Raw genomic sequence first — 22807 nt, forward strand, 5'->3', positions numbered from 1 at the left:
AGGCGGCCAGTCTATGCATAGCCTCGCTACACATAGGCGAGGCGCGCCGGAACCCCCCTCGGGACGGTCCGGCCGGCTCCTCGATGTAGCCTGGCTACCTATGAAGGCCGAAGTGCTCAAAGGGCATCTCGAAGGCATGCTGCTGGCCGTCCTGGAAACCGGCGAGCAGCACGGCTACGCGATCGTCGAGGAACTCAAGTCCCGCAGCGGCGGCCGCATCGCGCTGCCCACCGGCACCGTCTACCCGGCGCTGCACCGCCTGGAGACGGCCGGCCTGATCGCCGGCCGCTGGTCGGTGCACGGCGGCCGGCGCCGGCGCAGTTACCAGCTGACCCGCACCGGCCGCCGGGCCCTGGCCGAACAGCGCACGTCCTGGCGGGAGTTCACCACGGTCGTGTCCGGCGTCCTGGGGGTGGCACCGGCATGAGCACCCCGCACGCCGTACTCGACGACTACCTCGACACGCTGGCCGCCGCCCTGGTCGGCCCGCGCTCGCGCCGCCGGGCGATCCTCGACGAGGCCCACGACGGCCTCCTCGAAGCCACCGACGCGCACCGGGCCGCCGGCGCCGACCCGACCGAGGCGGCACGCCGGGCCGTCGCCGAATGGGGCTGCGCGAGCGTCGTCGCCCGAGCGCACAACGCGGCCGGCCACGAGCGCGACACCCGGCAGCTGACCGCGACCGCCGCCGCCACCCTGCCGATCCTGGCCGCCGTCTGGTCCCTGGCCATGCTGGCCGGCCCGGCCGGCCCCTGGGGCCACCGCCCACCCCTGGTGAACCTGGGCCTGATCCTGCTCACCCTCGGCACCGTCCACGCCACCGCCGCGGCCGTCTCCGGCCTGCGCGCCGGCACCGGCGTGCGCGCGGTGGCCCCCGGCGCGACACCACCCACCCGAGCGGCCGGCGCCGCGGTATCCGGCACCCTCCTGGTCCTGATCACGCTGCCCGCCATGGTCGTCAACCGGGGCGTCACCGCGCCACACTCCCTGGCCTGGCCGCTGATCATCCCGGCAATCCTCCTGAACGCGGCCCTGGCCTGGCACTTGACCGCCCACCGACGCCGCCTGCGCACCACGACACCACACCCGAACACCCCGCCCGCCGGCCGCACCGACCCACAGCCCCACGCCGCCCGGTGACGCACGGGTGCCCCCGGCGGCCCGATGGCCGCCGGGGGCACCCGGTCACGGTCGCGCGGCTACGAACACGGCAGTCCGGGCGGCCGCGAACCGCGGGTACCGGTACCGGTACCGATCCCCGAGCCGGTGACGATGCCGTCGGACAGGTCGCCGATCGAGTGCCGGCAGCGGTCGCCGGTGCCCAGACAGCGTGGGCAGGACATCTCCGGCCGCAGTCGGCCGTCGCCGGCCGAGCGGCCGGTTCGGCGGCGCGTCGGGGCCCCGTGGGTGATCGGCGGTCGGCCGGCGTTCTTCGTGCGCATGTTCGATTCCATCCGGTGAGGTGGTTCGCCCACACCAGATAAGCCGCCGCCGGCCGGTCGCGCATGCTCGTGGTCGCGGGTGTGCCGCCGGGTGGGTGAACCGGACCGGGGTCAGCAGCGGGCCGGCACCGGGTCTATGTCGAAGACACTGCGGCCGGACACCGCCTGGCCGATACCACCACGTTTGATCAGCCGATAGTGCACCTCCGCGCCGCTGCCCTCACAGGCGCGGACGCGGTCCAGCGGGATGTGCACCGTGCCGTCGACGTGCGCCTGCTCGACGGTGAATCGGGTCTCGAACGGCTCGATGCCGGGCGGACGCGGGGTCCAGGTGACCACGACGGTGTCCCCGCTGTCGACCGGCACGTCCGCGTACGGGACGGTGACCGTGGCACCGCGCTCGTCCAGCCGGTCGAGGCGGATGTGCCCGTTGGACGCCTCGGTGACATCCGCGAAGTCCAGCAGCGGCGGGTATTCGCTCACACAGCGCACCACCGCACCGGTCGGCGCCGCCAGCGTGCGGCCGTCGGGCTTGACCACCCGATACGTCACCCGCGCAGCCGCCCCCGCACTCCAGCACACCTTGGCGTGCGGCAACGCGACATGCACCGTGCCGACGCCGACCACACACACCCCGACCTCGAAGGTGCCGACCAGCGTCGGCGTACACGGGGTCCAGGTCACGATCACCCCGTCCCCCGGATCACACACCGCGGCCGGAGCCAGGATCGCCACGGTCACGTCGCGTCGCCCGTGGCGGTCCAGATCGATTCGATCGTCGACGGCGTCGCAGACATGCGGCGCCGTCAACCGGTCACGTACGGACATGGCGGGCGTTCCTTTCACGGACGGCGTTCACGCCTTGGCCACTTGGCAGCGTAACCATCCGGCCGGCCCGACAACACCTCCTTGCCGAGGGGAAAGCACCCCGCGCAACGATCCGCCCGACCCTCGAACACCCCGCTGCGGCGCCGCACTTCCGTACGGCAGGATGCGATCTCGGGCGGAACATCACCGGAACGTTCGGGGGCCGACATGGCATTGGCGCAGGTTGCGGGCAAGGGTGCGGGTAGGGGTCCGGATCCGGATCCGGCGGCGGACCTGGTCGAGGTGCATCGGCTGGTCGGGAGTGGGCGGGCCGGCACCGCGCAGGTGTTGGGCCTGCTCGAAGAGCGCACGGGCCGCCGGGTGTTGCTCTTCGATCGCACCGGGCGGGTGCTGCGCGCGGCCGGGGGCGGGCCCGTTCCGGCCGCACCCGCATCCGAGGTGTTCGCGGCCGGCCGGTCGGGGGTGTGCGCCGTCGGTTCGGCGTCGTGGCTGCTCGTGCCGCTCGCGCGCGACGATCTGGTGCTGGCCGCCGTCGGCCGCGCGCCGCTGCCCGACCATCTCGCCCGCTTTCTGGCGGACGTGGCCTGGTTGGTGGCGATCTCCTACGGCCGGGAGGAGCACGACGCCGCGCGGGTCAGGCTCGTCGAGTCCGCGTTCGGGCTGCGCGAAGGCGTCGTCACCCTCGTGTTGTCCGGACAGATCGCCGCCGCCCAGCGGGTCGCCGACCGATTGGGCGAACAACTCCCGGAACCCGCCCGGGTGTTCGTCGTGGACGTGGACCCCGCCGAACGCGACCGGATCGCCGTGGCCGGCGCGGACGTACACGATGAGCCGCTGTGGGTGGCCCGCTGTACCGAATCCGCGCGCCATGTCCTGGTCGTGGCGCCGACCGGATGCGCCGAGACCCTGTCCGCGACGCTCGCCGCGCTGGACCCGCGCTGCGTGGTGGGGGCCAGTTCGCCGTTGCCACTGCGGCACATCGCATTCGGGTACGAGCGGGTACTGGCCGCCGCGCTCCCGATGGCCCGGCAATCCGCGTACCGCTGGGCGGTGTCGGCCCCGGACGCGGGCCTGGCCCGAACCGTCGGCGCGGCCGGCCGCCCGTGGGCCCGGGAGTTCCTGCGCCCCCTGACGGCACACCGGCCCGCCCGCGCCCAGGACCCCTCCGGCGACGACCTCGTGGTGACACTGCGCGTCTGGCTCGCCTACGACCGCGAGTCGCCGCAACGGCTGTATCTGCACCGCAATACGCTCACCGCCCGACTGCGCCTGATCGCCGAACTGCTCGACGTGGACCTCAGCACGATCGGCGGACAGGCGGTGGCATCGCTGGCGTTGGGCTTCGACGCACTGGAGCCGTACGGCGGACCGCCGCCGCGCGGTCGAAGCGCCGACTCCTGCGCCCCGACGCCGCCGGACACCCACACCCCCGAGGGGTTCGGGCCCGCCGCGCGAGCCGCCGCCGGAGCACCCGCGGACGCCGACCTGGACTGCCTCTACGCGAGCGCCGCGGCCGGCGCGTGGGCCGCCGAGACACTGCACGGCGTCCTGGACCCGCCGGGCACGACCGAGGCGACGACGCTGCGCGCGTGGCTCGCGCACGACACCCGGACCGGCCCGACCGCCGACGCGCTGGGCATCTCCGTACCCGCACTGCGCAAACGTCTCGCCCGCCTGTCCACCCGGCTGGGCATCGACGTCCTGGGCGGCCGACAGCCGCGCCGCGACCTGTGGTTGGCGCTGCGGATCACCGAGGGGCGAGCAGTATCCCCCGCCGGCCCGACCCCTCGCCAGTTGCGTTCCGCACAGTGATCCACTCCCACCGGTTTCCCTTCGACCGGTGTCCCCCGGGAAACCCCGCCGGCAAACAAAACCGCAGGCCGAGGGCCCTGCGGAGGCGTTTTCCGATGTCAGAATCCGACCGGCCGTGCTCATCGGCCCCCTCGGATCAGGAGCATCAGTGAAACGCTTCGCCACGGCGCTCATCGCGCTGACCCTGCTCACCGCGACCGCACCGACCGCGTCCGCCGCCCGCTCGGCACCGGGAGGCGGACCACCGGGGCACACCCCCGCCGCCGCGACCACACCCACCAAGCCCGTCGCCCCGAAGACCGATCCGGACTTCGGCGCCTCGGACAAGATCGTCGCCGCGTGGCGGGCCCACCGCCTCACCGACGACCAACTCGTGCGCTACGGCGTGCAATGGTTGATCGGCGACCCGAACCTGCCCACCCAGTGGCGCGCCGAGCAGCCGTTGGGCGAACTCTCGGTCGGCTACCAGGCGTTCCTGGACACCAAGGTGGCCAAGGCCGACCCCGCCACGCGCAGCTGGGTCGCCGACGTGTTCCGCGGCGAGCGGAAGTCCGCACCGGCCAAGCCGGCCGCGCAGGCCGCACCGGCCGGAAAAGCCGCGGCCACCCTCCCCACCGACCCGCAGAACGAATGCGGTCTCGACGTCAAGTTCCTCCTCGAGTCGTACAGTTGCCGCTACCGCACCGCCAACGTCCGGATCTACTACAACATCGCAACCGACGGAACCCACCAGAACCGTGCCGTACCGGGCCTGTTCACCCGCACCTCGAACACCCCCGACGGCATCCTGCAACTCGTCCAGGGCGCCGAGGCCGCCTTCACCGCCTACCGGGACAAGCTCGGATACCAGATCACCCTGCCCGACCCGCTGCCGATCTGGGTGGGCGCCAAGCCCGCCGAGGTCAACAACACCGCGCTCACCTGGCCGTTCGACAACATCGGGGAGGGCAAGGGCAGCGCGGTGGTGATGCTGCCCTCCGACCTCTCCACCGGCCGGGCGACGCCGAAGACGCAGTACAACTATCTGCCGCGGCACGAGATCTTCCACGCGTTCCAGTACCACTACATCCCCAACTCGCAGCTCCTGTGGAACGTCGGCGCGACGAACTGGTGGATGGAGGCGACCGCCGAGTGGGCCACCCGCAAGAGCTACCAGCTCGTCCCCACCTACTACGGTGAGCCGGGCGAGGACGCCTTCCACGCCCGCAACAACGACCTGTTCTTCGGCGCCCCGGGACGCGCCGTCAACGCGTGGGACGGCCTGGCCAAGTCGCGGCAATACGCGGCCAACCCGTTCGCGGAGTACCTGACCGAACGGGTCGACTCCGCGTTCGTCCGGCGCACGTGGGAAAACTACGGCGCCGGCGACGGAACGGCGATGTCCGCCATTCTCAAGACCCTCGGCGACGCCAAGGCCGATGTGTCCGGACTGCTCACCGACTTCGCGGTGGCCAACTACCGCCTGGACACCCCGGCCACCGTGTACGCGCCCGGCCCGGGCAACTACGTGCAACTGCCCGGCTACACCGAGCCGCAGGCGTCGAGCCTGTGGCGCGACCTGCTCCAGGCATCCACCGGCTTCCCCACCGCCGGCGACGCCTACGCTCCCGCCCGGCCCGCCCACCAGTCCTGGGAACTGGGCTGGCACGGCGACAAACCCACCTCCACCAACGCCCAGTCCGCGGACCTGCGCCCGGGCGGCGCGTTCTACGCCGACCTCGTCCCGCAGGGCCTGCTCCCCGCGCCGGACGACCGGGGCGTGCTCAAGGTCCACGTCGACCCCAACCCGAACCTGACCTACCGGCTGCTGAGTTGGCGGCGCACCGGGGTCGGCGGCAGCACCACCTACCCGACGATCGGTCAACTCGACTACCTCGACGCCAAGGGCGACGGTACGGTCCGCATCGACGACCCGGCCACCGTGGTCACCCTCGTGGTGACCCGCGTCGACCTGATCGCCGAACCGCGCGATGCCGAACAGAACGTGTTGCCGGTCAAGTGGAACGCCGGCCTCCTCCCGGACCCGAACACCTCGCTCAACATCGACGGCGACCCCGGCACGGCGACCCCGCTGTACAACGCGCAACACAACTGGTTCGCCTTCGACACCACCCCCGGCCAAACCTTCTACCTGGCCGGCTCGGTCCCCGAGTACGCGACGGTGTACCTGCGCGCCCCGAACGGCAACGTACTGCGCAGCGACCTCGCCGAATCCGCCGCCCGCCGGCACATGTTCGGCGGCAGCGAGTTCACCTCGCCCAACGGCGGCCGGTACTACGTCGAGGTGATGCCGCGCTGGAACTCCGCCACCACGGCCGCCACGGTACGCGTGCTCTCCGAAGTCCCCACCGTCCAGGCGAGCATCGACGGCGACCAGGTAGCGCCGACCACCCAGAAGTGGGGGCAACAGGTGAAGACCACCTTCACCGCGACCGCGGGCCAGAACGTCTACTTCGCGGGCAGCGCCCCCGGCGTGACCTACTACGAACTCTTCGACCCGGCGGGCAAGTCGCTGCGCTCGGATACCCAGACCTCGTCGGCGCGGGTGGCGCTGCTCAACCGGATGACCCTGGCGACGGCGGGCACCTACACCGTCCGGACCCGACTCTCCCCGGCCCAGCCGAACACCTCGGAGTTCCGCGTGCTCGGCGACATCCCCACGGTCCCCGCCACGCTCGACGGCGACGCGGTCACCCTGACCGGGCCCAAGTGGGGCCAGATCACCCGGGTCACCTTCGAGGCCGGCGCGAACCAGCTGTTCTACGCGGCGGGCCAAGGCAATCTGTACCGGCACTGGCGGCTGGTGGACCCGAACGGTCAGGAGGTGACCTCCGGGACCGAGTGGTACTCGACCCGGACCACGGTGATCGACCCGCGCCGGTTGCCGGCCGCCGGCACCTACGCACTGGAAATCGACCCGCAGTTCGGCGACGACCAGACCACCACCGTGCAGCTGTACGGCAGCGTCGACATCGTGGACACCTCGGTGGGCGGTCCGGGGGTCTCGCTGACCCTGCCGCCCGGCGGCCGCCAGGGCGTCGTCCGGTTCTCCGGCACGGCGGGCCAGACGATCAATGTGACCGGCCAGGCGCCCTACCTCAGCAATCTCGAACTGGACGACACCTCGGGCCGCTACCTCACCTCGACGGACGTCCTCGTGCAATCGGGCCCGGTGTCCTTCTTCAGCGGCCGGTCACTGCCCGCGACCGGCCAGTACAAGATCTGGATCAAGCCGCCGACGGATCGCTCGACGCCGTCGACGATCGACGTCAGCGTGACCTCCGCGTCCTGAGCCGAGTCGCTTCGGTTTCCTGAGGTCGGGGTCGATGCCGGTACCGGTGTCGACCCCGGCCTCGGGGTCGTCTCGGGGTTCGTCCAGGGGTGAGATGGGGGAATCCCCGGAGGTATCGGGAACATCGCCGGCCTAACGTACGTGCGGCAGTCACTACCGGCCGTTCGACGAAAATAGGCAAAGGTGTTCAAAAAGACGAGTGGACGGCTACTCAACGGCTTCCGGGCCGGCCCCGGATCCGCTGCCGGAGTCGGCACCGACACCGGCCACGGTCGGGACGCGGCCCGCGACCACGCCGTAGTCGCCCTGGTCGACGCCCGCCGGACCTACGGCGCCGGGGACAACCGGGTCACCGCGCTCGACGGGGTCACCGTGTCCTTCCGCGCCGGCACCTTCACCGCGATCATGGGCCCGTCCGGCTCCGGCAAGTCCACCCTGCTCCAATGCGCCGCTGGGCTCGACCGGGTCGACGCCGGGCACGTCGTGCTCACCGGGATCGATCCGGCGCGCAAGTCGCAGACCGAACTGACCCTGCTGCGCCGCGAGAAGATCGGCTTCGTCTTCCAGCAGTTCAACCTGCTGCCGTCGCTGACCGCCCGGCAGAACATCGAACTGCCGCTCCGCCTGGCCGGCCGGACACCGGACCCGGCGTACGTGGACGGCGTCCTGGCCGATGTCGGCCTGCGCGAGCGGGCCGGCCACCTGCCCGGCGGGCTCTCCGGCGGCCAGCAGCAACGGGTGGCCATCGCCCGCGCGTTGGTCACCCGCCCGGAGGTGGTCTTCGCCGACGAGCCGACCGGCGCGCTCGACTCCAAGACCTCGCGCGACGTACTCGACCTGCTCCGCCGGATGGTCGCCGAGCGCGGCCAGACCATCGTCATGGTCACCCACGATCCGCTCGCCGCCGCCCATGCCGGGCACGCGGTGTTCCTGGCCGACGGCCGGATCGTCGACGAACTCGCCGAGCCCACCGCCGAGTCGGTCGCGGCCCGGATGGCGCGCCTGGAGGTCGCGCCGTGCTGAGGCTCGCCCTGGCCACCGTACGGACCAGGTGGGTCGCCTTCGCCGGCGCGTTCGTCGCACTCGCCCTGGGCACCGCGATGATCGCGATGATGGCACTCACCCTGGCCGCCACCCTCGGCAAGCCGCACTCGGGCCCGCAGCGCTTCGCACACGCGCAGACCGTGGTCGTCCCCGCCGACCCCAGGGGCGACGCCGCACATCTGCCGGCCGCCCTCCCCGACTCGGTCGTCTCCCGGCTGACCGCGCTCGGCCCGGCGACGGCGGATCGTACCTTCGGCACCACGCTGCGCGACGCCGGCCCCGCCGAGGTCGGCCACGGCTGGTCGGCCGTCGCCCTGGGCCGCCATCGGCTCGCCGCCGGGCGGGCCCCCGCCGCCGCGGACGAGATCGTGGTCGGCGGCGGCACACCGGCCCTGCTCGGCCGCGCCGTCGAGGCGACCACCCCGGCGGGGGTCGGGACGTACCGCGTCGTCGGCGTCACCGGCCGAGTCTGGTTCGAGGACGCGGTGTTCTTCACCGATGCCGAGGCGGCCCGGCTGTCCCCGTCGGTGAACGCGCTGGCCGTGGCCGCCCCCGGGCCACGGGTCCGCGAGGCCGCCGGCGACGACACCCTCGTGCTGGCCGGCGCCCGCCGGGTACACGCCGACCCCGATCCGTCGGGTGGGAGCAATGCGCTGACCCAGGCCCGGGCGATGGCCGGGACCACGATGGTGATCGCCGCGTCGGTGGCGGTGTTCATCGTGATCGCCACCTTCGCGTTCGTCGTCGACCAACGCCGCCGCGAACTCGCGCTGTTGCGCCTGGTCGGCGGGACACCCGGGCAGGTGCGGCGGATGGTGCTCGCCGAGGCCGGCCTGATCGGCCTCGCCGCGTCCGCCGTCGGCTGCGTCCTGGGCACGATCGCCTCGGGCCTCCTCGAAACCTGGATGATCGACCATGCCGTGGCGCCGCGTTGGTTCGACATCGGCGTCAACCCGATCGCGCTGCTCGTCGCCTTCACGATGGGCGTCGCATCCGCCCTGGTCGGCGCCGCGACGGTGGCGCTGCGGGCCGCCCGGGTGCACCCCGCCGAGGCGCTGCGCGACGCCGCCGCCGACACCCGTTCGATGACCCCGCTGCGTTGGCTGCTGGGGCTCGGCATGCTGGCCGGCGCGATCATCACCGGCGTGGTCGCCCGGCAGACCCCGGAGTTGGCGGTCAACCCGCGCAAGTACGGCGCGGTTCCACTGCTGTTCACCGGCGCCTTCGCGCTGCTGTCCCCGGTGGTGCTGCGCCCGGTGGCCCGCCTGGTGACCTGGCCGCTGTCCCGGCTCGGCGCCGGGCCGCTGCTGGTTCGGCAGAACATGCTCAACTCCCGGCGCCGCACCGCCGCCACGGTCACCCCGGTGGTGATCGCCGTCGGCCTGGTGGCCACCATGTTGTGCGTGCAGACCGCCGGCGACCGGACCAGGCTCGACCAGGCCCGGGAGCAGACGCACGCGGACTGGGTGGTGACCCCGACGGGCGCCGCGCCGCTGGACGCCCGGACGTTGGCGGCCCTGGCGGCGATACCGGACGTGACCGTCACCACCGTCGCCCCGCTGCGGATCTACGTCGGGACGCGGGGGCCGGCCGGCAAGGTGGTCGACAGCCTCACCGGACAGGCCGTGCCCGCCGCGTCGTTGGGCACCGTACTGACCCCCAAGGTGGTCGAGGGTGCCCTGGCCGGCCTCGCCGAGGACGCCCTGGTCGTGGACGAACGCACCGCCCGGGGCGACGATCTGACCCTCGGTCAGCAGGTGTACACCTGGCTCCCGGACGGCTCGCGCCACGAACTGCGGATCGCCGCGATCATCGGGACCGGGCTGCGCGGCGATGCCACGTTCCTGTCCGCGACACACCCGCCGACCGGCTTCGGCCCGGATCGTGCGTGGATCACCCTGCGGCCGGGCGCGGACCGTACCGCCACGGCGGCGCGGCTGGCCGCGGCGATCGACCCGCGCAGTGCGCAAGTCGGGCCGGTCGCCGCCTACTTCGCGAGGATGGACGCCAAGTTCCGGGAGCAGAGCCGGACCGCCGCGACGGTCGTGCTGGGCATCTCGGTCGGCTACGCGCTGCTCTCGGTCGCCAACACGCTGATCATGGCGGCGGCCGGTCGGCGACGCGAACTGGCCGCGCTCGAACTCGCCGGGGCCACCCGCGCGCAGATCCTGCGTGTGGTGGCCGCCGAGTCGTTGATCGCGGCGGTGGTGGGTGTCCTGCTGTCCGCCGGCGCCGGTGCGGCGGTGGTCGCCACCCAGTGGTTGTCGCTGTCCCGGATCGTCGACCACGTGCCGCTGACCGCGCCGTGGCCGGAGATCGGGCGCACCGCGCTGCTGTGCACGCTGGTCGCGACGGCCGCCGCGGCCGGCGCCGCGTGGCGGACCACGCGGGGGCGGGCGATCGACACGATGGGGATGCGCGAGTGACGCGCGGCTCGCCCGACCCGGCGCCCGGCACCCGGTGCCGGAATGTGGTTGACGCGCGTCCACGTGCGGCGATCGAATGGTTGTCCATGAGCACGATGCATCCGACCCAACACCCCATCGACGACCGACTCGTCCGGCGGCTGGTCGCCGGGCAGTTCCCGCAGTGGGCGGGGCTCCCGGTGCGGCGGTTTCCGTCCGGGGGCACCGTCAATGCGATGTATCGGCTGGGCGAGGACCTGGTCGTCCGGTTGCCGCTGGTGTCGGGCGGGGCCGAGGACCTGCGGCGGGAGCGGGACTGGCTGCCGAGGCTCGCGTCCCGCCTGCCCGCGGCCATCCCCGAGGTGCTCGGCGCCGGCGTGCCCGCCGAGGGTTATCCGTGGCCGTGGTCGGTCCACCGGTGGCGGGCGGGCGAGCACCCGCAGGCGGGGGCCCTGGCCGAACCGCTGCCGCTGGCCGAGGACTTGGCCGGGTTCGTCGCGGCGATGCGCTCGATCACCCTGCCGGGCGCCCCGCGCGCGTACCGGGGCGGCCCGCTCGCCACGCTCGACGCGTCGACCCGGGCGGCGATCGAGGCGCTGCGCGGGATCCCGGGGGAGCGGGTCGACTGCGTCGCGGTGAGCGCCGTGTGGGACGACGCGCTGCGGGCGCCGGGTTGGGCCGGGGCGCCGGTGTGGCTGCACGCGGATCTGATGCCGGGCAATCTGCTGGTGGCCGGGGGCAGGTTGACCGCGGTGATCGACTTCGGCTGCCTGGGGGTGGGCGATCCGGCCTGCGACCTGTTCCCGGCCTGGAACCTGCTGCCGGCCGACGCCCGCAAGGTGTTCCGCGAGGCACTGGGCGTCGACGACGCGACCTGGCGGCGCGGCCGGGCGCGGACGTTGTCCCAGGCGGTGATCGCGCTGCCGTACTACCGGACGACGAACCCGGCGATGGCGGACAACGCACGGCATGTGATCCGGGAGGTACTGGCCGAGGGCTGAGCCCCACCACGCTTTTCACGGGCAACGCCCGGCGACCGCCGGGGACTTCGCCGACCGGCACACCGCCACCAGGTGCCGGGCCAGGGCCGTGGCCGCGAGCAGCGCGGCGAGTGCGCAGACGCCGCGCCAGCCGGCCCGGCCGTACACCCGCACCCCCACCCAGGAGCCGGCACTGCCACCCAGGTAGGCGCAGGTCATGTAGGCCGTGTTGAGCCTGCTGCGGGCGTCGGGCCGCAGCGCGAACACCCGGGCCTGGTTGGCGACCATGCCGGACTGCATCGCGATGTCGAGCAGCAGCGTCCCGACCACCAGCGCGGCCACACCCACCGGCCCGCCCCGGGCACCCACGGCGAGGATCGCGGTCGAGCCGAGGACGGCGAGCACACAGACCAGGTTCACCACGTCGGGCCCCCTGCGGTCCACCACGCGGCCGGCCCACGGCGTGGCGAACATGGTCGCCGCACCGACCAGCGCGAGCAGCCCCACCGCCTCGGCGCCCTGGTGGTACGTCGGCCCGGTGAGCAGGAATGCCACGCAGGTCCACACGGCCGAGAACCCGGCGAACACCGTGGCCTGGTACAGGCAGGAACGGCGCAACTCCGGTTCGGCGCGCAGCAGGCGCAGCGGCTCGGCCAGGAGGGCCGGGTACGGCCCGCGCGACGGCGGGACGGTGGTCGGCAGCGTACGGGCGAGCACGGCGGCCAGGAGCAGGACCACGAGCGCGGCCACCAGGTAGGGGGCCCGCCAGCCCAGCCGGTCGCCGAGCGAGCCGCTGAAGGTGCGGGCCGGCAGCATGCCGCCGATCGAGCCGCTCAGCAGCGTGCCGATGACCGCACCGCGCCGGTCCTCGGCCACCAGCCCGGCCGCCAACGGGCCGACGATCTGCGCGGCCACGGTGGTGACGCCGATCAGCGCACTCGCGACGACCAGGACCGGCAGCGTCGGTGCGCAGCCCGCGAGCAGCAGGCCGGCGCCGCTGAGGGTGAGCAGGGTGACCAGGAACGGGCGGTGCGGGAGCCGGTCGCCGAGCGGTACGAGCAGGAAGATCCCGGCCGTGTAGCCGATCTGAGTGGTCGTCACCACCAGCGCGGCGGATCCGGGCGACTCGTGCAGTCCGGCGGCCACCAGTGGGCCGATGGCCTGCGGGAAGTAGATGTTGCCCACGCCGACGGCGCAGGTCAGGGCCAGGAGCAGGATCAGTCGGCGGCTCATGGTCGGCGGCGCGGCGCCGGGCGGGCCGTCGGGTAGGGATGTCATGCCCGGCAGTCCACGGCACCCGGGTTTTGCTGCCAATGGATGTAGTGCATGGCTTGATGGTCGGACCGGGTCGGTGGTGACCGGATCAGTCGGCGGTGCCGGCCCTGGGGCGGGCCCGCAGGTGGGCACGTTCGCCCTGGGCGCCGAACAGGCTGAGGAATTCGACCGGTTCGGCGTCGGCGGCGCCGAACCAGTGCGGTACGCGGGTGTCGAACTCGGCGGCCTCGCCGTGGGCGAGGACGAGGTCCTGGTCGCCGAGGACGAGGCGGAGGCGGCCGTTGAGCACGTAGAGCCATTCGTAGCCCTCGTGGGTCTTCGGCGTGGGCTCTCGGCGTGGGCTGCGGGCCGCGATGATCAGCTTGTACGCCTGGATGCCGCCGGCTCGGCGGGTGAGCGGCACCATCGTCATGCCCCATCGGGTGACCGGGCGCAGGTGGATGCGCGGGTCGCCGGTGGGTGGCGCGTCGACGAGTTCGTCGAGGGTGACGCCGTGGGCTCTGGCCAATGGGAGCAGGAGTTCGAGGTTGGGGCGGCGGGCGCCGGATTCGAGGCGGGAGAGGGTACTCACCGAGATGCCGGTCGCCGTCGCCAGGTCGGCGAGGGTGATCTCGCGTTGCCGGCGCAGGGCGCGCAGTCGGGGGCCGACCGCGGTGAGGGCCCGGTCGAGGTCGTCGTCCATGCCTTCAGTTTGCCAGATCGGCAACACTGCTTGCCGGATTCGCGGGTCTCGCCGCATGGTCGGGGTGGAGGTGGTCACGATGACCTACGACGTGGTGGTGGTCGGCGGCGGCGCGGCGGGACTGAGCGGGGCGCTGATGGCGGCGCGGGCGCGCCGATCGGTGCTGGTGATCGACGCGGGCGCGCCGCGCAACGCGCCGGCGGCTGGGGTGCACGGGTTGTTGGCGCGGGAGGGGATGGCGCCGGCCGAGGTGGTGGCGCGCGGTACGGCCGAGGTGCGCGGTTACGGCGGCGAGGTGGTGTCGGGCGAGGTGGTCGGGGCGGTGCGGGAGGGTGACGACTTCGTGGTGACGCCGGCCGACGGCGGTACGGTCCGCGCCCGCCGACTCCTGGTGACCACCGGCCTGGTCGACGAACTGCCGGAGGTGGCGGGGCTGCGGGAGCGGTGGGGGCGGGACGTGATTCATTGCCCGTACTGCCACGGCTGGGAGGTGCGGGATCGGGCCATCGGCGTGTTGGCCAGTGGGCCGATGTCGATCCACCAGGCCCTGCTGTTCCGCCAGTGGAGCGGCGACATCACCTATTTCGCCCACACCGGCCCGCCGCCGACCGCCGAGGAGGCGGAGCAGTTGGCCGCGCGTGGCATCCGGGTGGTGACCGGCGAGGTGACGGCGCTGGAGGTCGAGACGGACCGGCTGGTGGGCGTGCGTCTGGCGAACGGCTCGGTGGTCGCCCGCGAGGTGGTGGTGGTCGCACCGCGCATGGTGGCCCGCGCCGACTTCCTGGCCGGCCTCGGCTTGCGCGCGGTGCCGCATCCCTCGGGGGTCGGCGAGCACCTCCCGTGCGACGCGACCGGCCGCACCGAGGTGCCCGGGATCTGGGCCGCCGGCAACGTCACCGACCTCTCCGCCCAGGTCGGCGCGGCAGCGGCGGCGGGCGCCGCGGCCGCCGCCCAGATCAACGCGGATCTGCTGGCCGAGGAGACCCGCCGAGCCGTCGCTGCCCACCGCGACCCGTTCTCCGCCGCGAACGAGTCCCGCCTGTGCGAGGCAGTGCTGGGTGATCGACGGCACGGGATGTGAACACGACGGCCTCCGGGGCGCGGCCACCCGCTCGGCCGGGCCGGTGTCGCGTCCGGCGACGTTTGCCCCGGCACGGTGTTCGGTGCGGCGCCTCGGTGCGCCGCCGGAACGTCCTCGTACTGGCGCCGCCGGAACGTTCTCGTACTGGCGCCGCCGGAACGTTCTCGTACTGGAGTACTCGGACGTTTCAGCGGTGCGGCGAGCGCGGCGAGGAGCCCGAAGGGCGGATGCCGTGTCGGGCGCCGTGACGCGGTGAACGTCGCCGGACGCGGCGCCGGATAGGCTCGCGTGATGACCGGTGACGTTCCGGGGATCGCGGCCGTTCGGGCCATCGCCGCGCGGCACGGCGTGCCGCCGGCGCAGGTGCTGGCCGTGCCCGGTGGTGCGGCGAATCACGCCTATACGTTGGGGAGTTCGCTGTTCCTGCGGATTCCTCGGGGCGACGGTTTCGTGGCGGATCTGGAGCGGGAGGCGGTGGTGATCCCGGCGGCCCGGCGGGCAGGCGTACGCACCCCGGCCGTGGTCGACTTCGACGCGAGTCGCGCGCTCGTCGAGGTGCCCTTCCTGGTGACGGAACGGGTGGCCGGCGTCGATCTCGCACTCGCGGACGTGGCCGGCGAACGACGGGTGGACGTATTGCGGGAGGCCGGGCGGCAGCTCGCGCGGCTGCATCGGGTGACCGAGGCGTCGGTCGGGCCGTTGGCGGGGGTGGCACCCGACGACGGCGGCGATCCGCGTCCGCAGGTGACGCACCTGGCGCGGGCGGGATACCTCGATCCGGGCACGGCCGACTGGTTGACGGGCTGGTTCGATCGGCTGGAGCATCGCTTCCCGGCCGGCTCCGCATGCCTGCTGCACGGGGACGTCGCGCCGCAGAACCTGCTGGTCGATCCGGTGTCCGCGGCCTTTCGGGGGCTGGTGGACTGGGGTGATTCCTGCTGGGGCGAGCCGGGGATGGAGTTCGCCAAGCTCGATCTCTTCGACGTCGTGTCCGTGTTGGCGGGCTATCGGGCCGAGGGCGGCGGCACGGCCGATGACGACGGCGCGCTCGAGGCCCGCGCCCTGTGGTACCACCTGGGCTGGGGTGTCCCCCGGGCCGCCGTCGGCAAGCCCCAGCCGAACCGGCGGCACTGGACGGCCCCGCCGCTGAGTCGGCTGCTCGGCCTGGTGCGCTTCCTGGCCTCCGCGCCGCCCGCACCCTGGTCCACGCTCGGGTAGGCGCAGGTCACGGCCGGGGCCGGCCGCATACCGAATTCACATGGTCGACGGCAATTGTTGGCGGCACGGACGATCTGCGTGGGTTATGCACCCAATAGCTTGCGCGTGTCCCCCAACCAGTCCGGCGCCGGAGAACCACCATGTGCGAGCAGCACGACGACGATCAGCCCGCGACCCCCCTGTCCGGACCCGCCCGCCGGGCGTTCCTGCGCTCCGCAGCGCTGGCCGGCGCCGGGGTCACGGTGGCGAGCGCGGTCGGGATCACCCCGGCCGCCGCCGCAGCCGCCGACGACGCGGCCGGCGCCGCGCCGGCCGACGCGCCGATGGACGCGCAGCACCTCCCGGACTGGCGGCCCAATCGGGACAGTCGGCGGTTCACCATGGTGGTGATGCCGGACACGCAGTACATGTTCGACGAGCCGAGCATCACCACCGCCCCGATCGAGGCGTCCTTCCGCTACATCCTCGAGCACTCCCGCGAGGACAACATCGTCTTCATGTCCCACCTGGGCGACCTGACCCAGAACGGCCGCAAGCCCGAATTCGACGGCATCGGCCGGGCGTTCGAGCTCCTCGACCGCAAGGGCGTGGCCTACAGCGTGCTGGCCGGCAACCACGACATCAACTCGAACACCGACGACGGGCGCGGGCGTTCGCCCTACCTGGACACCTTCGGCCCGCAACGCTTCCGCGGCAAACGTTCCTTCGGCGGGGCCACCCCGGACGGCTACAACACGTACCACCTCTTCCAGGCGGGCGGCCGCGAGTGGCTGGTCCTCGCCCTGGACTGGCGGCCCTCGTCCGGCGGCATCGCCTGGGCCAAGAAGGTGATGGCCGAGCACCCGCACACGCCGGTGATCCTGACCACGCACGAGCTGGTCTCGGCCGATCGGCCGGGCCAGGAGGCGGAGTTCTCCGACCACGGCCAGCAGTTGTGGAACGACCTGATCAAGGGCAACGACCAGATCTTCCTCACCCTCAACGGCCACTACTGGCCCGCCGGCCGCACCACCAAGAAGAACGACGCGGGCGACGACGTACACCTGCACATCACCAACTACCAGAACCGCTACTTCGGCGGCGCCGCGATGATCCGCCTCTACCACTTCGACCTCGACCGCAACACCATCGACGTCGAGACGATATCCCCGTGGATCCTCGGCCGCAGCAACCGCGGCCTGAACGAACTCGAACGCCGGGAGCTGGAGTTGACCGGCCCGGACGACTACTTCTCGGTACCGATCGACTTCGACAAGCGCTTCGCCCGATTCGCGCCCATCCCCCAGCGCCCGGCCCGCCCCGCGCCGCGCATGGTGATCCCCGGCACGGTCGCCTACTGGCGCTTCGACGGCGACCACAAGGACGGCGCACCGGTACCGGCCGCCCAGCGCATCCCCGACCTGTCCGGCCGCGGCAACGACCTGACCCTGGTCCCCGCCCCGGGCGCCGCCGCCGGCGCGATCAGCTGGTCCGGCCAGTACCACCCCGACCAGCCCGGCCACGGCAGCATCCGCCTGGCCGGCGGCAAGTCCCCGCTGCGCGGCGGCCATCTGCAGACCGCCGCCAACGCACCGCTGAACACCGCCACGTTCCGCTCCGGGTACACCGTCGAGGCCTTCTTCAAGCTGCCCGCCGACTGGGACGGCGGCCGGGACGGCTGGTCGGCGCTGCTCAGCCGCTGGGGCATGAGCGGCGAGGCCCGCAAACCGGGCGGCGACCCGCAGGAGCCGATCGCCACCCTGAGCCTGTCCGGCGGCCCCGAACTCCAGTGGTGCGTCTACCCGTTGAACACCGACGGCTCGCTGACCAACTGGGGCCACGAACTGACCCTGGACACCTGGTGGCACGTCGCGGTGGTCAACGACGCCCGCCAGACCACGATGTACGTCAACGGTTGCCCGGTGGTCCGCAACCCCACGGCCCGCTCGATCGGCCTGACCACCCTCAACCTCCCGTGGATGCTCGGCGGCTACGCCTACGACGGCAAACTCGACCAGACCGTCAACGCGTGGATAGGCGACGTGCGGATCACCGACCGCCCGCTGCGCCCGGACACCTTCATGACCGGTCGATAACAACGCCGACCGGGCGCGGGTCCCAGCGGACCCGCGCCGGGCCGGATGCCGGGCGCGGACATCGGGCCCGGACACCGAGCCCGAATTCCAGCACACGTATTCGATGAATCGACCTGCACGATCCTTCCGTTGTACGTTCTGCGCACGGCCGGATTCGCCGGAGTTGTAGCTGGGTAGGCACTCGCCGGACGCGTCCATCGAACATTCGCACCGCACCTCGGAAAAGGATCCCGAAGTGACCGAAGCCACCACCACGTCCGTACTCAGCCGCAAACTCCGACTCCTGTTCGAAATGATGAACACCGACCACGACGGACACCTCACCCGGGCTCAACTCCTGGCCCTGACCGGCCGCTTGGCGGACTCGTTCCACCAGTCCACGCAGATCCGCAAAATCCGGCGCCTGGACGACTCGTTGCGGCTGATCTGGGACCGCCATCTCCGCTACATGGACTTCGACGGCGACGGCGAGATCGACCCCCAGGAATACGAACGCGGCATCCGCAAGGCCGGATCCGGGGAGGGCGCCGAGGAATTCCTGGCCGCGCTCGGCGAGATGGTCGCGGCCTGGCTGGACATCTGCGACGTGCACGGCAACGGCGTCATCGACATCGACGAATACGCACAGATGTACGGCTCGACCTTCGGCACCCCGCGCGAGCAGCTCGACGAGGCGTTCCGCCGCCTCGACCGCAACGGCAAAGGTGTCCTGGCTCCGGACGAGATCCAGTCCGCCGTACGGGAGTTCTTCACCAGCGACGACCCCGCCTCGCCCGGGAACAACCTCTTCGGCCCGATCTGAGCCGACCACCGGATGCGCACCGCACCCGGGCCCGGTCCGGCGGATCCCGACGGGTCCGCGCCGCCCGGTACCGCGCCTCGCCGCACCGGGGAGACAGCCGAATGCACCACCACGCGGCTGCTTCCCCGGCGCGCCGATGCACGACATCCGCCCTTCGGGCTCCTCGCTGCGCTCACGACGCGGCCCGATCCACCCGGATCCGCCGAACCGGACCCGGGGCGCCCGGGCACACCCCGACCGCCCGCATCCCGGCCGCCCGCATCCGACGCTTCCCCGCCGCCGTTGCGGCGGACCGCCCCAGGAGGTTGACGTGACCGCCGAGACCGACGGCGCACCCGGGACCGACGGTGCGCCCGAGACCGACGACGCGCCGATCGATCTGGCCGCGCTGGGTGAGGAGTTCGCCCGGGACCCGTTCCCGGTCTACGCGCGTCTGCGCGAGCGTGCCCCCGTACACCGGGTCCGACTCCCCGAGGGCGCCGTGGTCTGGCTGGTCCTCGGATACGACGAAGTACGCGCGACCCTGGCCGATTCGCGCCTGTCCAAGGAGTGGCGGCACGCCTCGCCCGCGCAGCCCACCCAGTCGGTCACCGCCGGCATCTCCATGCTGCGCGCCGACGCGCCGCGGCACACCCGCCTGCGCGCCCTGGTCAGCCGTGCGTTCACCGCCCGGCGGGTGGCCGAGCTGGCCCCGCGCGTGCAGGAGATCACCGACGAGTTGCTGGACACCATGGGCACCGCGCCCGACGGCCGCGCCGACTTGGTCGAGGCATTGTCCTTCCCGCTCCCGATGACCGTCATCTGCGAACTCCTGGGCGTACCCGACCTGGAGCGGGAGTCCTTCCGCGCCTGGACCGACATCCTGGTGGTCGGCGCCGCGACGCCGCAGACCCGGGCCGCCCTGGCCGCGATGTCCGACTACCTCGAAGACCTGGTCGAGACCAAGCGCGCCCGCCCCGGCGACGACCTGCTCAGCGACCTGATCGGCACCGGCGACGCGGCCGGCGACCGCCTGGGCCGGGACGAACTCATGGGCATGGCACAGCTGTTGCTGATCGCCGGCTACGAGACGACGGCCAACCTGATCTCCAACGGCGTACTGGCCCTGCTCACCCACCCGCACGAACTCGCCGCGCTGCGCGCCGACCCGTCCCTGCTGGACCACGCGGTCGAGGAAATGTTGCGCTACGACGGCCCGTTGGCCACCTCCACCTTCCGCTTCACCGTCGACCCGGTGGACATCGCCGGCACCGTGGTACCCGGCGGCGGCGAGGTGGTGCTCCCGGTGATCGCCGACGCCGGCCGCGACCGCGCCCGGTTCGCCGACCCCGACCGCTTCCACATCGGCCGCGACGCGCGCGGCCATCTGGCCTTCGGGCACGGCAGCCACTTCTGCCTCGGCGCCGCGCTCGCCCGCCTGGAGGTCCGGATCGCGCTGGGCACGCTGCTGACCCGCTTCCCGCGACTGGCCCTGGACGCGGATCCGCACGCCCTGCCGCGCCGCGCGGGCACGATGCTTCGCGGCCCGCGAAACCTCCCGATCCGCTGGACCTGACGCCGCGACCTCCGCATTTCCCGGCGGCATAACCCACTCGCAGCCATCATCATATGATCGGCCGATTAATGCGTTCGAGCCGTCCGAACAAAAAATCACGACACATATGGATAGAGTCACCGTCGTATTCGAAACGGCCACGCCCAACGGGGACGAGCAGTATGACGGTTATGCAGGAGAAAACCGTGACGGACGGTGCGAGTTCCGGCGCGCCGGCCGCCGCGTTGATGCACATGGCCACCGGCTTCTGGTCCTTCAAGACCCTCGCCGCCGCACTCGAACTGGGTTTGTTCGAACTGCTTTCCGGCGGACGGGAAATGCCGGCACACGAGATCGGCGCCCGGCTCGATCTCGTGGAGCGCCCCACCGATGTACTCCTCACCGCGTGCACCGCACTACGACTCCTGGACAAGGACGGCCCGTTCTACCGGAATTCCGCCCTGGCCGAGGAATTCCTGGTCGAACGCTCCGACTGCTACTTCGGCGGCGTCGTACGCTTCAACGACCGCGCCTATCCCAACTGGCACCGCCTCGCCGACGCGCTGCGCGAGAACCGACCCCTCAGCTGGGATCCGGCCACCCAGAACTCGCTGTTCACCTCCGGCGATCCGACCTTCACGCGGCTGTTCTGGCAGGGCATGCACTCGCTGTCGATCGGCACCGCGCGCGCCCTCGGCGACGTCTACGACTTCGCCAGGCATGCCCGGATCCTGGATGTGGGCGGCGGCTCCGGCGCGTTCCTGATCGAACTGTGCCGCCGGCATCCGGGCCTGACCGGCACGCTCTACGACCTGCCGCACGTCTGCGCGCTCGCCCGGGCCAGGCTCGGCGCCGCCGGGCTCGGCGGCGCGATCACCGTGACACCAGGCGACTTCCACCGCGACGCGGCCCTGCCCGGCGGCCACGACGTGGTCCTGCTCAGCATGATCCTGCACGACTGGGACGAGCCGACCGGCCGCGCGCTGCTGCGCAAATGCCACGACGCGCTCGCGCCCGGCGGCGTACTGCTGATCTGCGAACTGCTCGTCAACCGCGAGCGGACCGGGCCGGTCGACGCCGCGCTGATGGGCATGAGCATGGTGGTGGAGACCGGCGCGGGCCGGAACTACGCCGAGGACGAATACCTCGCCTGGCTGCACGACGCCGGGTTCACCGGCACCGAGATCCGCCGCTTCGAGGCCGCGGGCGCCAACGGCGTCGTGATCGCGCGGCGCGCCCCGGCCTGAGCAACCCGCTTCGGGCCACTTCGGGCCACCTCAGGCCACCTCAGGCCACCTCGGAACTCTTCGGGCCCCTTCGGGCCGCTTCGGCAACACGAACACCGCGAACGACACACTGGAGCCACGGTGGACGCACCGGCCATCACCTTCTCCCCTGCCCGCTTCCTCGACGACATCCGCAACACCGCCGCGGCCCTGGACGCACCCTTCGACGAAGGGCTCACCCGCCGCGTACTCGCCGCCTACACGGCCGACTTCGCCGCCGGCGCCGTGGTGTGGAAGACCACCTCCCGCCCGGGGGACGACCTCAGCTACCGGTTCTACTCCCGCTCCCGCACCGACACCCTGGCCCCCGCGATCCGCGCCGGCCTGCTGCCCGCCGACACCCCGCTCGGGCCGCTGATCGAGTTCTGGAGCGGCCTGTACGCGGGCGCGACCGAGCAGTCCTGCGACTTCACCGCACGTACCGGCCTGGACAAGACGTGGATGTGGTTCGGCGGCACCCGCCCGGCGGCCGAGGTACTCGACGTCGAACCGGTCCCGGACCCGCTGCGCCGCAACATGGCCGCCTTCCGACGGCGGGGGCTGGGCTGGGTGCGGTTCCTGGCGGTGGACCACCGGCGCCACTCGGTCAACATCTACTTCCGGGTCCGGGGACCGCTGACCGCCGAACAGTGCGCGGACCTCGTCGAACTGGCGGGCGTCACCGCACCCGGTCCCGAAGTCGTGGCCGTGATGCGGGAGTTCGTACCGAGGGACTACGGCATCTCGGTCACCGTCTCGCTCGACGACGGCCGGGTGCGGCGGGTGTGCTTCTACGCGCTGAAGTTGCCCAGGGAGCGGGCACCCGAGGTGCCGGAACGCATCGCGCGCTTCTTCGCCGCGGCGCCGTCCTACGACCGGGACGAATGCCACGTCATCGGCTGGTCGTTCGGCCCCGGCGACGGCACGTACGTCAAGGCCGAACGCAGCTGCCGGGGCGACATGGTCTCCCTCTTCGAACGCTGGGCCTGCCACTTCAGCGGCAGCGACCGCACCGACCCGGCCCTCCACGCCCCCGACCCCGAACCCGTCGGCTCCCGGTAACCGCACCCCC

The 22807-nt window shown here is 72.5% G+C and carries 18 protein-coding genes; 14 read left to right on the top strand and 4 right to left on the bottom strand.

The features are described from left to right. Positions 1 to 100 precede the first annotated feature (100 nt). Complete coding sequence (locus tag ABIA38_RS06870) at positions 101 to 427, top strand: PadR family transcriptional regulator (RefSeq protein WP_424637542.1); 327 nt, start codon at positions 101 to 103, stop codon at positions 425 to 427. After that, the gene (locus ABIA38_RS06875) at positions 424 to 1140 is read left to right on the top strand and encodes a hypothetical protein (protein ID WP_424637543.1); all 717 of its coding nucleotides are present in this window, start codon (positions 424 to 426) and stop codon (positions 1138 to 1140) included. Before ABIA38_RS06870 ends, ABIA38_RS06875 begins: the two co-directional genes overlap by 4 nt. Before the next feature lie 59 nt (positions 1141 to 1199). Here the strand turns inward: ABIA38_RS06875 and ABIA38_RS06880 are convergent, their stop codons facing one another. After that, on the bottom strand, positions 1200 to 1442 hold the full coding sequence (locus ABIA38_RS06880; RefSeq protein ID WP_424637544.1) for a hypothetical protein: 243 nt from the start codon (positions 1440 to 1442) through the stop codon (positions 1200 to 1202). Positions 1443 to 1553: 111 nt separating this feature from the next. Then, positions 1554 to 2270, bottom strand: coding sequence for a hypothetical protein (locus tag ABIA38_RS06885; RefSeq protein WP_424637545.1), 717 nt, complete (start codon positions 2268 to 2270; stop codon positions 1554 to 1556). Between the two features lie 207 nt (positions 2271 to 2477). Between ABIA38_RS06885 and ABIA38_RS06890 the strand changes: the two genes are divergently transcribed. The 5 genes from ABIA38_RS06890 (at position 2478) to ABIA38_RS06910 (ending at position 11824) form a co-directional block, all read left to right on the top strand. Then, positions 2478 to 4082: a helix-turn-helix domain-containing protein gene (locus ABIA38_RS06890; RefSeq protein WP_424637546.1), complete on the top strand. Its 1605-nt coding sequence runs from the start codon at positions 2478 to 2480 to the stop codon at positions 4080 to 4082. 148 nt (positions 4083 to 4230) lie between these two features. Then, the gene (locus ABIA38_RS06895) at positions 4231 to 7374 is read left to right on the top strand and encodes a hypothetical protein (protein WP_424637547.1); all 3144 of its coding nucleotides are present in this window, start codon (positions 4231 to 4233) and stop codon (positions 7372 to 7374) included. A 306-nt stretch (positions 7375 to 7680) separates the two neighbouring features. Further along, on the top strand, positions 7681 to 8397 hold the full coding sequence (locus ABIA38_RS06900; RefSeq protein WP_424637836.1) for an ABC transporter ATP-binding protein: 717 nt from the start codon (positions 7681 to 7683) through the stop codon (positions 8395 to 8397). Next, positions 8391 to 10844, top strand: coding sequence for an FtsX-like permease family protein (locus tag ABIA38_RS06905; RefSeq protein WP_424637548.1), 2454 nt, complete (start codon positions 8391 to 8393; stop codon positions 10842 to 10844). The genes ABIA38_RS06900 and ABIA38_RS06905 overlap by 7 nt, the downstream gene beginning before the upstream one ends. A gap of 95 nt (positions 10845 to 10939) precedes the next feature. Continuing rightward, positions 10940 to 11824, top strand: a complete 885-nt coding sequence (locus ABIA38_RS06910; RefSeq protein WP_424637837.1) for an aminoglycoside phosphotransferase family protein — start codon at positions 10940 to 10942, stop codon at positions 11822 to 11824. A gap of 15 nt (positions 11825 to 11839) precedes the next feature. Here the strand turns inward: ABIA38_RS06910 and ABIA38_RS06915 are convergent, their stop codons facing one another. Beyond that, positions 11840 to 13081 carry an MFS transporter gene (locus ABIA38_RS06915; protein ID WP_424637549.1) on the bottom strand — a complete coding sequence of 414 codons (1242 nt, stop codon included), beginning with the start codon at positions 13079 to 13081 and terminating at the stop codon, positions 11840 to 11842. An 85-nt stretch (positions 13082 to 13166) separates the two neighbouring features. Further along, entirely contained in the window at positions 13167 to 13760 is a 594-nt protein-coding gene (locus tag ABIA38_RS06920) for a helix-turn-helix domain-containing protein (protein ID WP_424637550.1), read from the bottom strand. A 79-nt stretch (positions 13761 to 13839) separates the two neighbouring features. Between ABIA38_RS06920 and ABIA38_RS06925 the strand changes: the two genes are divergently transcribed. The 7 genes from ABIA38_RS06925 (at position 13840) to ABIA38_RS06955 (ending at position 22797) form a co-directional block, all read left to right on the top strand. Then, complete coding sequence (locus ABIA38_RS06925; protein WP_424637551.1) at positions 13840 to 14841, top strand: NAD(P)/FAD-dependent oxidoreductase; 1002 nt, start codon at positions 13840 to 13842, stop codon at positions 14839 to 14841. 291 nt (positions 14842 to 15132) lie between these two features. Next, positions 15133 to 16059, top strand: coding sequence for a phosphotransferase family protein (locus tag ABIA38_RS06930; RefSeq protein WP_424637552.1), 927 nt, complete (start codon positions 15133 to 15135; stop codon positions 16057 to 16059). 140 nt (positions 16060 to 16199) lie between these two features. After that, positions 16200 to 18134: a LamG-like jellyroll fold domain-containing protein gene (locus ABIA38_RS06935; protein ID WP_424637553.1), complete on the top strand. Its 1935-nt coding sequence runs from the start codon at positions 16200 to 16202 to the stop codon at positions 18132 to 18134. A gap of 235 nt (positions 18135 to 18369) precedes the next feature. Continuing rightward, positions 18370 to 18936, top strand: a complete 567-nt coding sequence (locus ABIA38_RS06940) for an EF-hand domain-containing protein (protein WP_424637554.1) — start codon at positions 18370 to 18372, stop codon at positions 18934 to 18936. Between the two features lie 388 nt (positions 18937 to 19324). After that, positions 19325 to 20491 carry a cytochrome P450 family protein gene (locus ABIA38_RS06945; RefSeq protein ID WP_424637838.1) on the top strand — a complete coding sequence of 389 codons (1167 nt, stop codon included), beginning with the start codon at positions 19325 to 19327 and terminating at the stop codon, positions 20489 to 20491. 185 nt (positions 20492 to 20676) lie between these two features. Next, on the top strand, positions 20677 to 21717 hold the full coding sequence (locus ABIA38_RS06950; RefSeq protein WP_424637555.1) for a methyltransferase: 1041 nt from the start codon (positions 20677 to 20679) through the stop codon (positions 21715 to 21717). 120 nt (positions 21718 to 21837) lie between these two features. Next, positions 21838 to 22797, top strand: coding sequence for an aromatic prenyltransferase (locus tag ABIA38_RS06955; protein WP_424637556.1), 960 nt, complete (start codon positions 21838 to 21840; stop codon positions 22795 to 22797). Positions 22798 to 22807 lie beyond the last annotated feature (10 nt).

The sequence above is a fragment of the Embleya sp. AB8 genome, assembly GCF_049739465.1.
Classification (GTDB): Bacteria; Actinomycetota; Actinomycetes; order Streptomycetales; family Streptomycetaceae; genus Embleya.

Coding starts and splice junctions, on each gene's coding strand:
- ABIA38_RS06870 (WP_424637542.1), top strand. CDS start 101: ATGAAGGCCGAAGTGCTCAAAGGGCATCTCGAAGGCATGCTGCTGGCC.
- ABIA38_RS06875 (WP_424637543.1), top strand. CDS start 424: ATGAGCACCCCGCACGCCGTACTCGACGACTACCTCGACACGCTGGCC.
- ABIA38_RS06880 (WP_424637544.1), bottom strand. CDS start 1,442: ATGCGCACGAAGAACGCCGGCCGACCGCCGATCACCCACGGGGCCCCG.
- ABIA38_RS06885 (WP_424637545.1), bottom strand. CDS start 2,270: ATGTCCGTACGTGACCGGTTGACGGCGCCGCATGTCTGCGACGCCGTC.
- ABIA38_RS06890 (WP_424637546.1), top strand. CDS start 2,478: ATGGCATTGGCGCAGGTTGCGGGCAAGGGTGCGGGTAGGGGTCCGGAT.
- ABIA38_RS06910 (WP_424637837.1), top strand. CDS start 10,940: ATGCATCCGACCCAACACCCCATCGACGACCGACTCGTCCGGCGGCTG.
- ABIA38_RS06915 (WP_424637549.1), bottom strand. CDS start 13,081: ATGACATCCCTACCCGACGGCCCGCCCGGCGCCGCGCCGCCGACCATG.
- ABIA38_RS06920 (WP_424637550.1), bottom strand. CDS start 13,760: ATGGACGACGACCTCGACCGGGCCCTCACCGCGGTCGGCCCCCGACTG.
- ABIA38_RS06925 (WP_424637551.1), top strand. CDS start 13,840: ATGACCTACGACGTGGTGGTGGTCGGCGGCGGCGCGGCGGGACTGAGC.
- ABIA38_RS06930 (WP_424637552.1), top strand. CDS start 15,133: ATGACCGGTGACGTTCCGGGGATCGCGGCCGTTCGGGCCATCGCCGCG.
- ABIA38_RS06935 (WP_424637553.1), top strand. CDS start 16,200: ATGTGCGAGCAGCACGACGACGATCAGCCCGCGACCCCCCTGTCCGGA.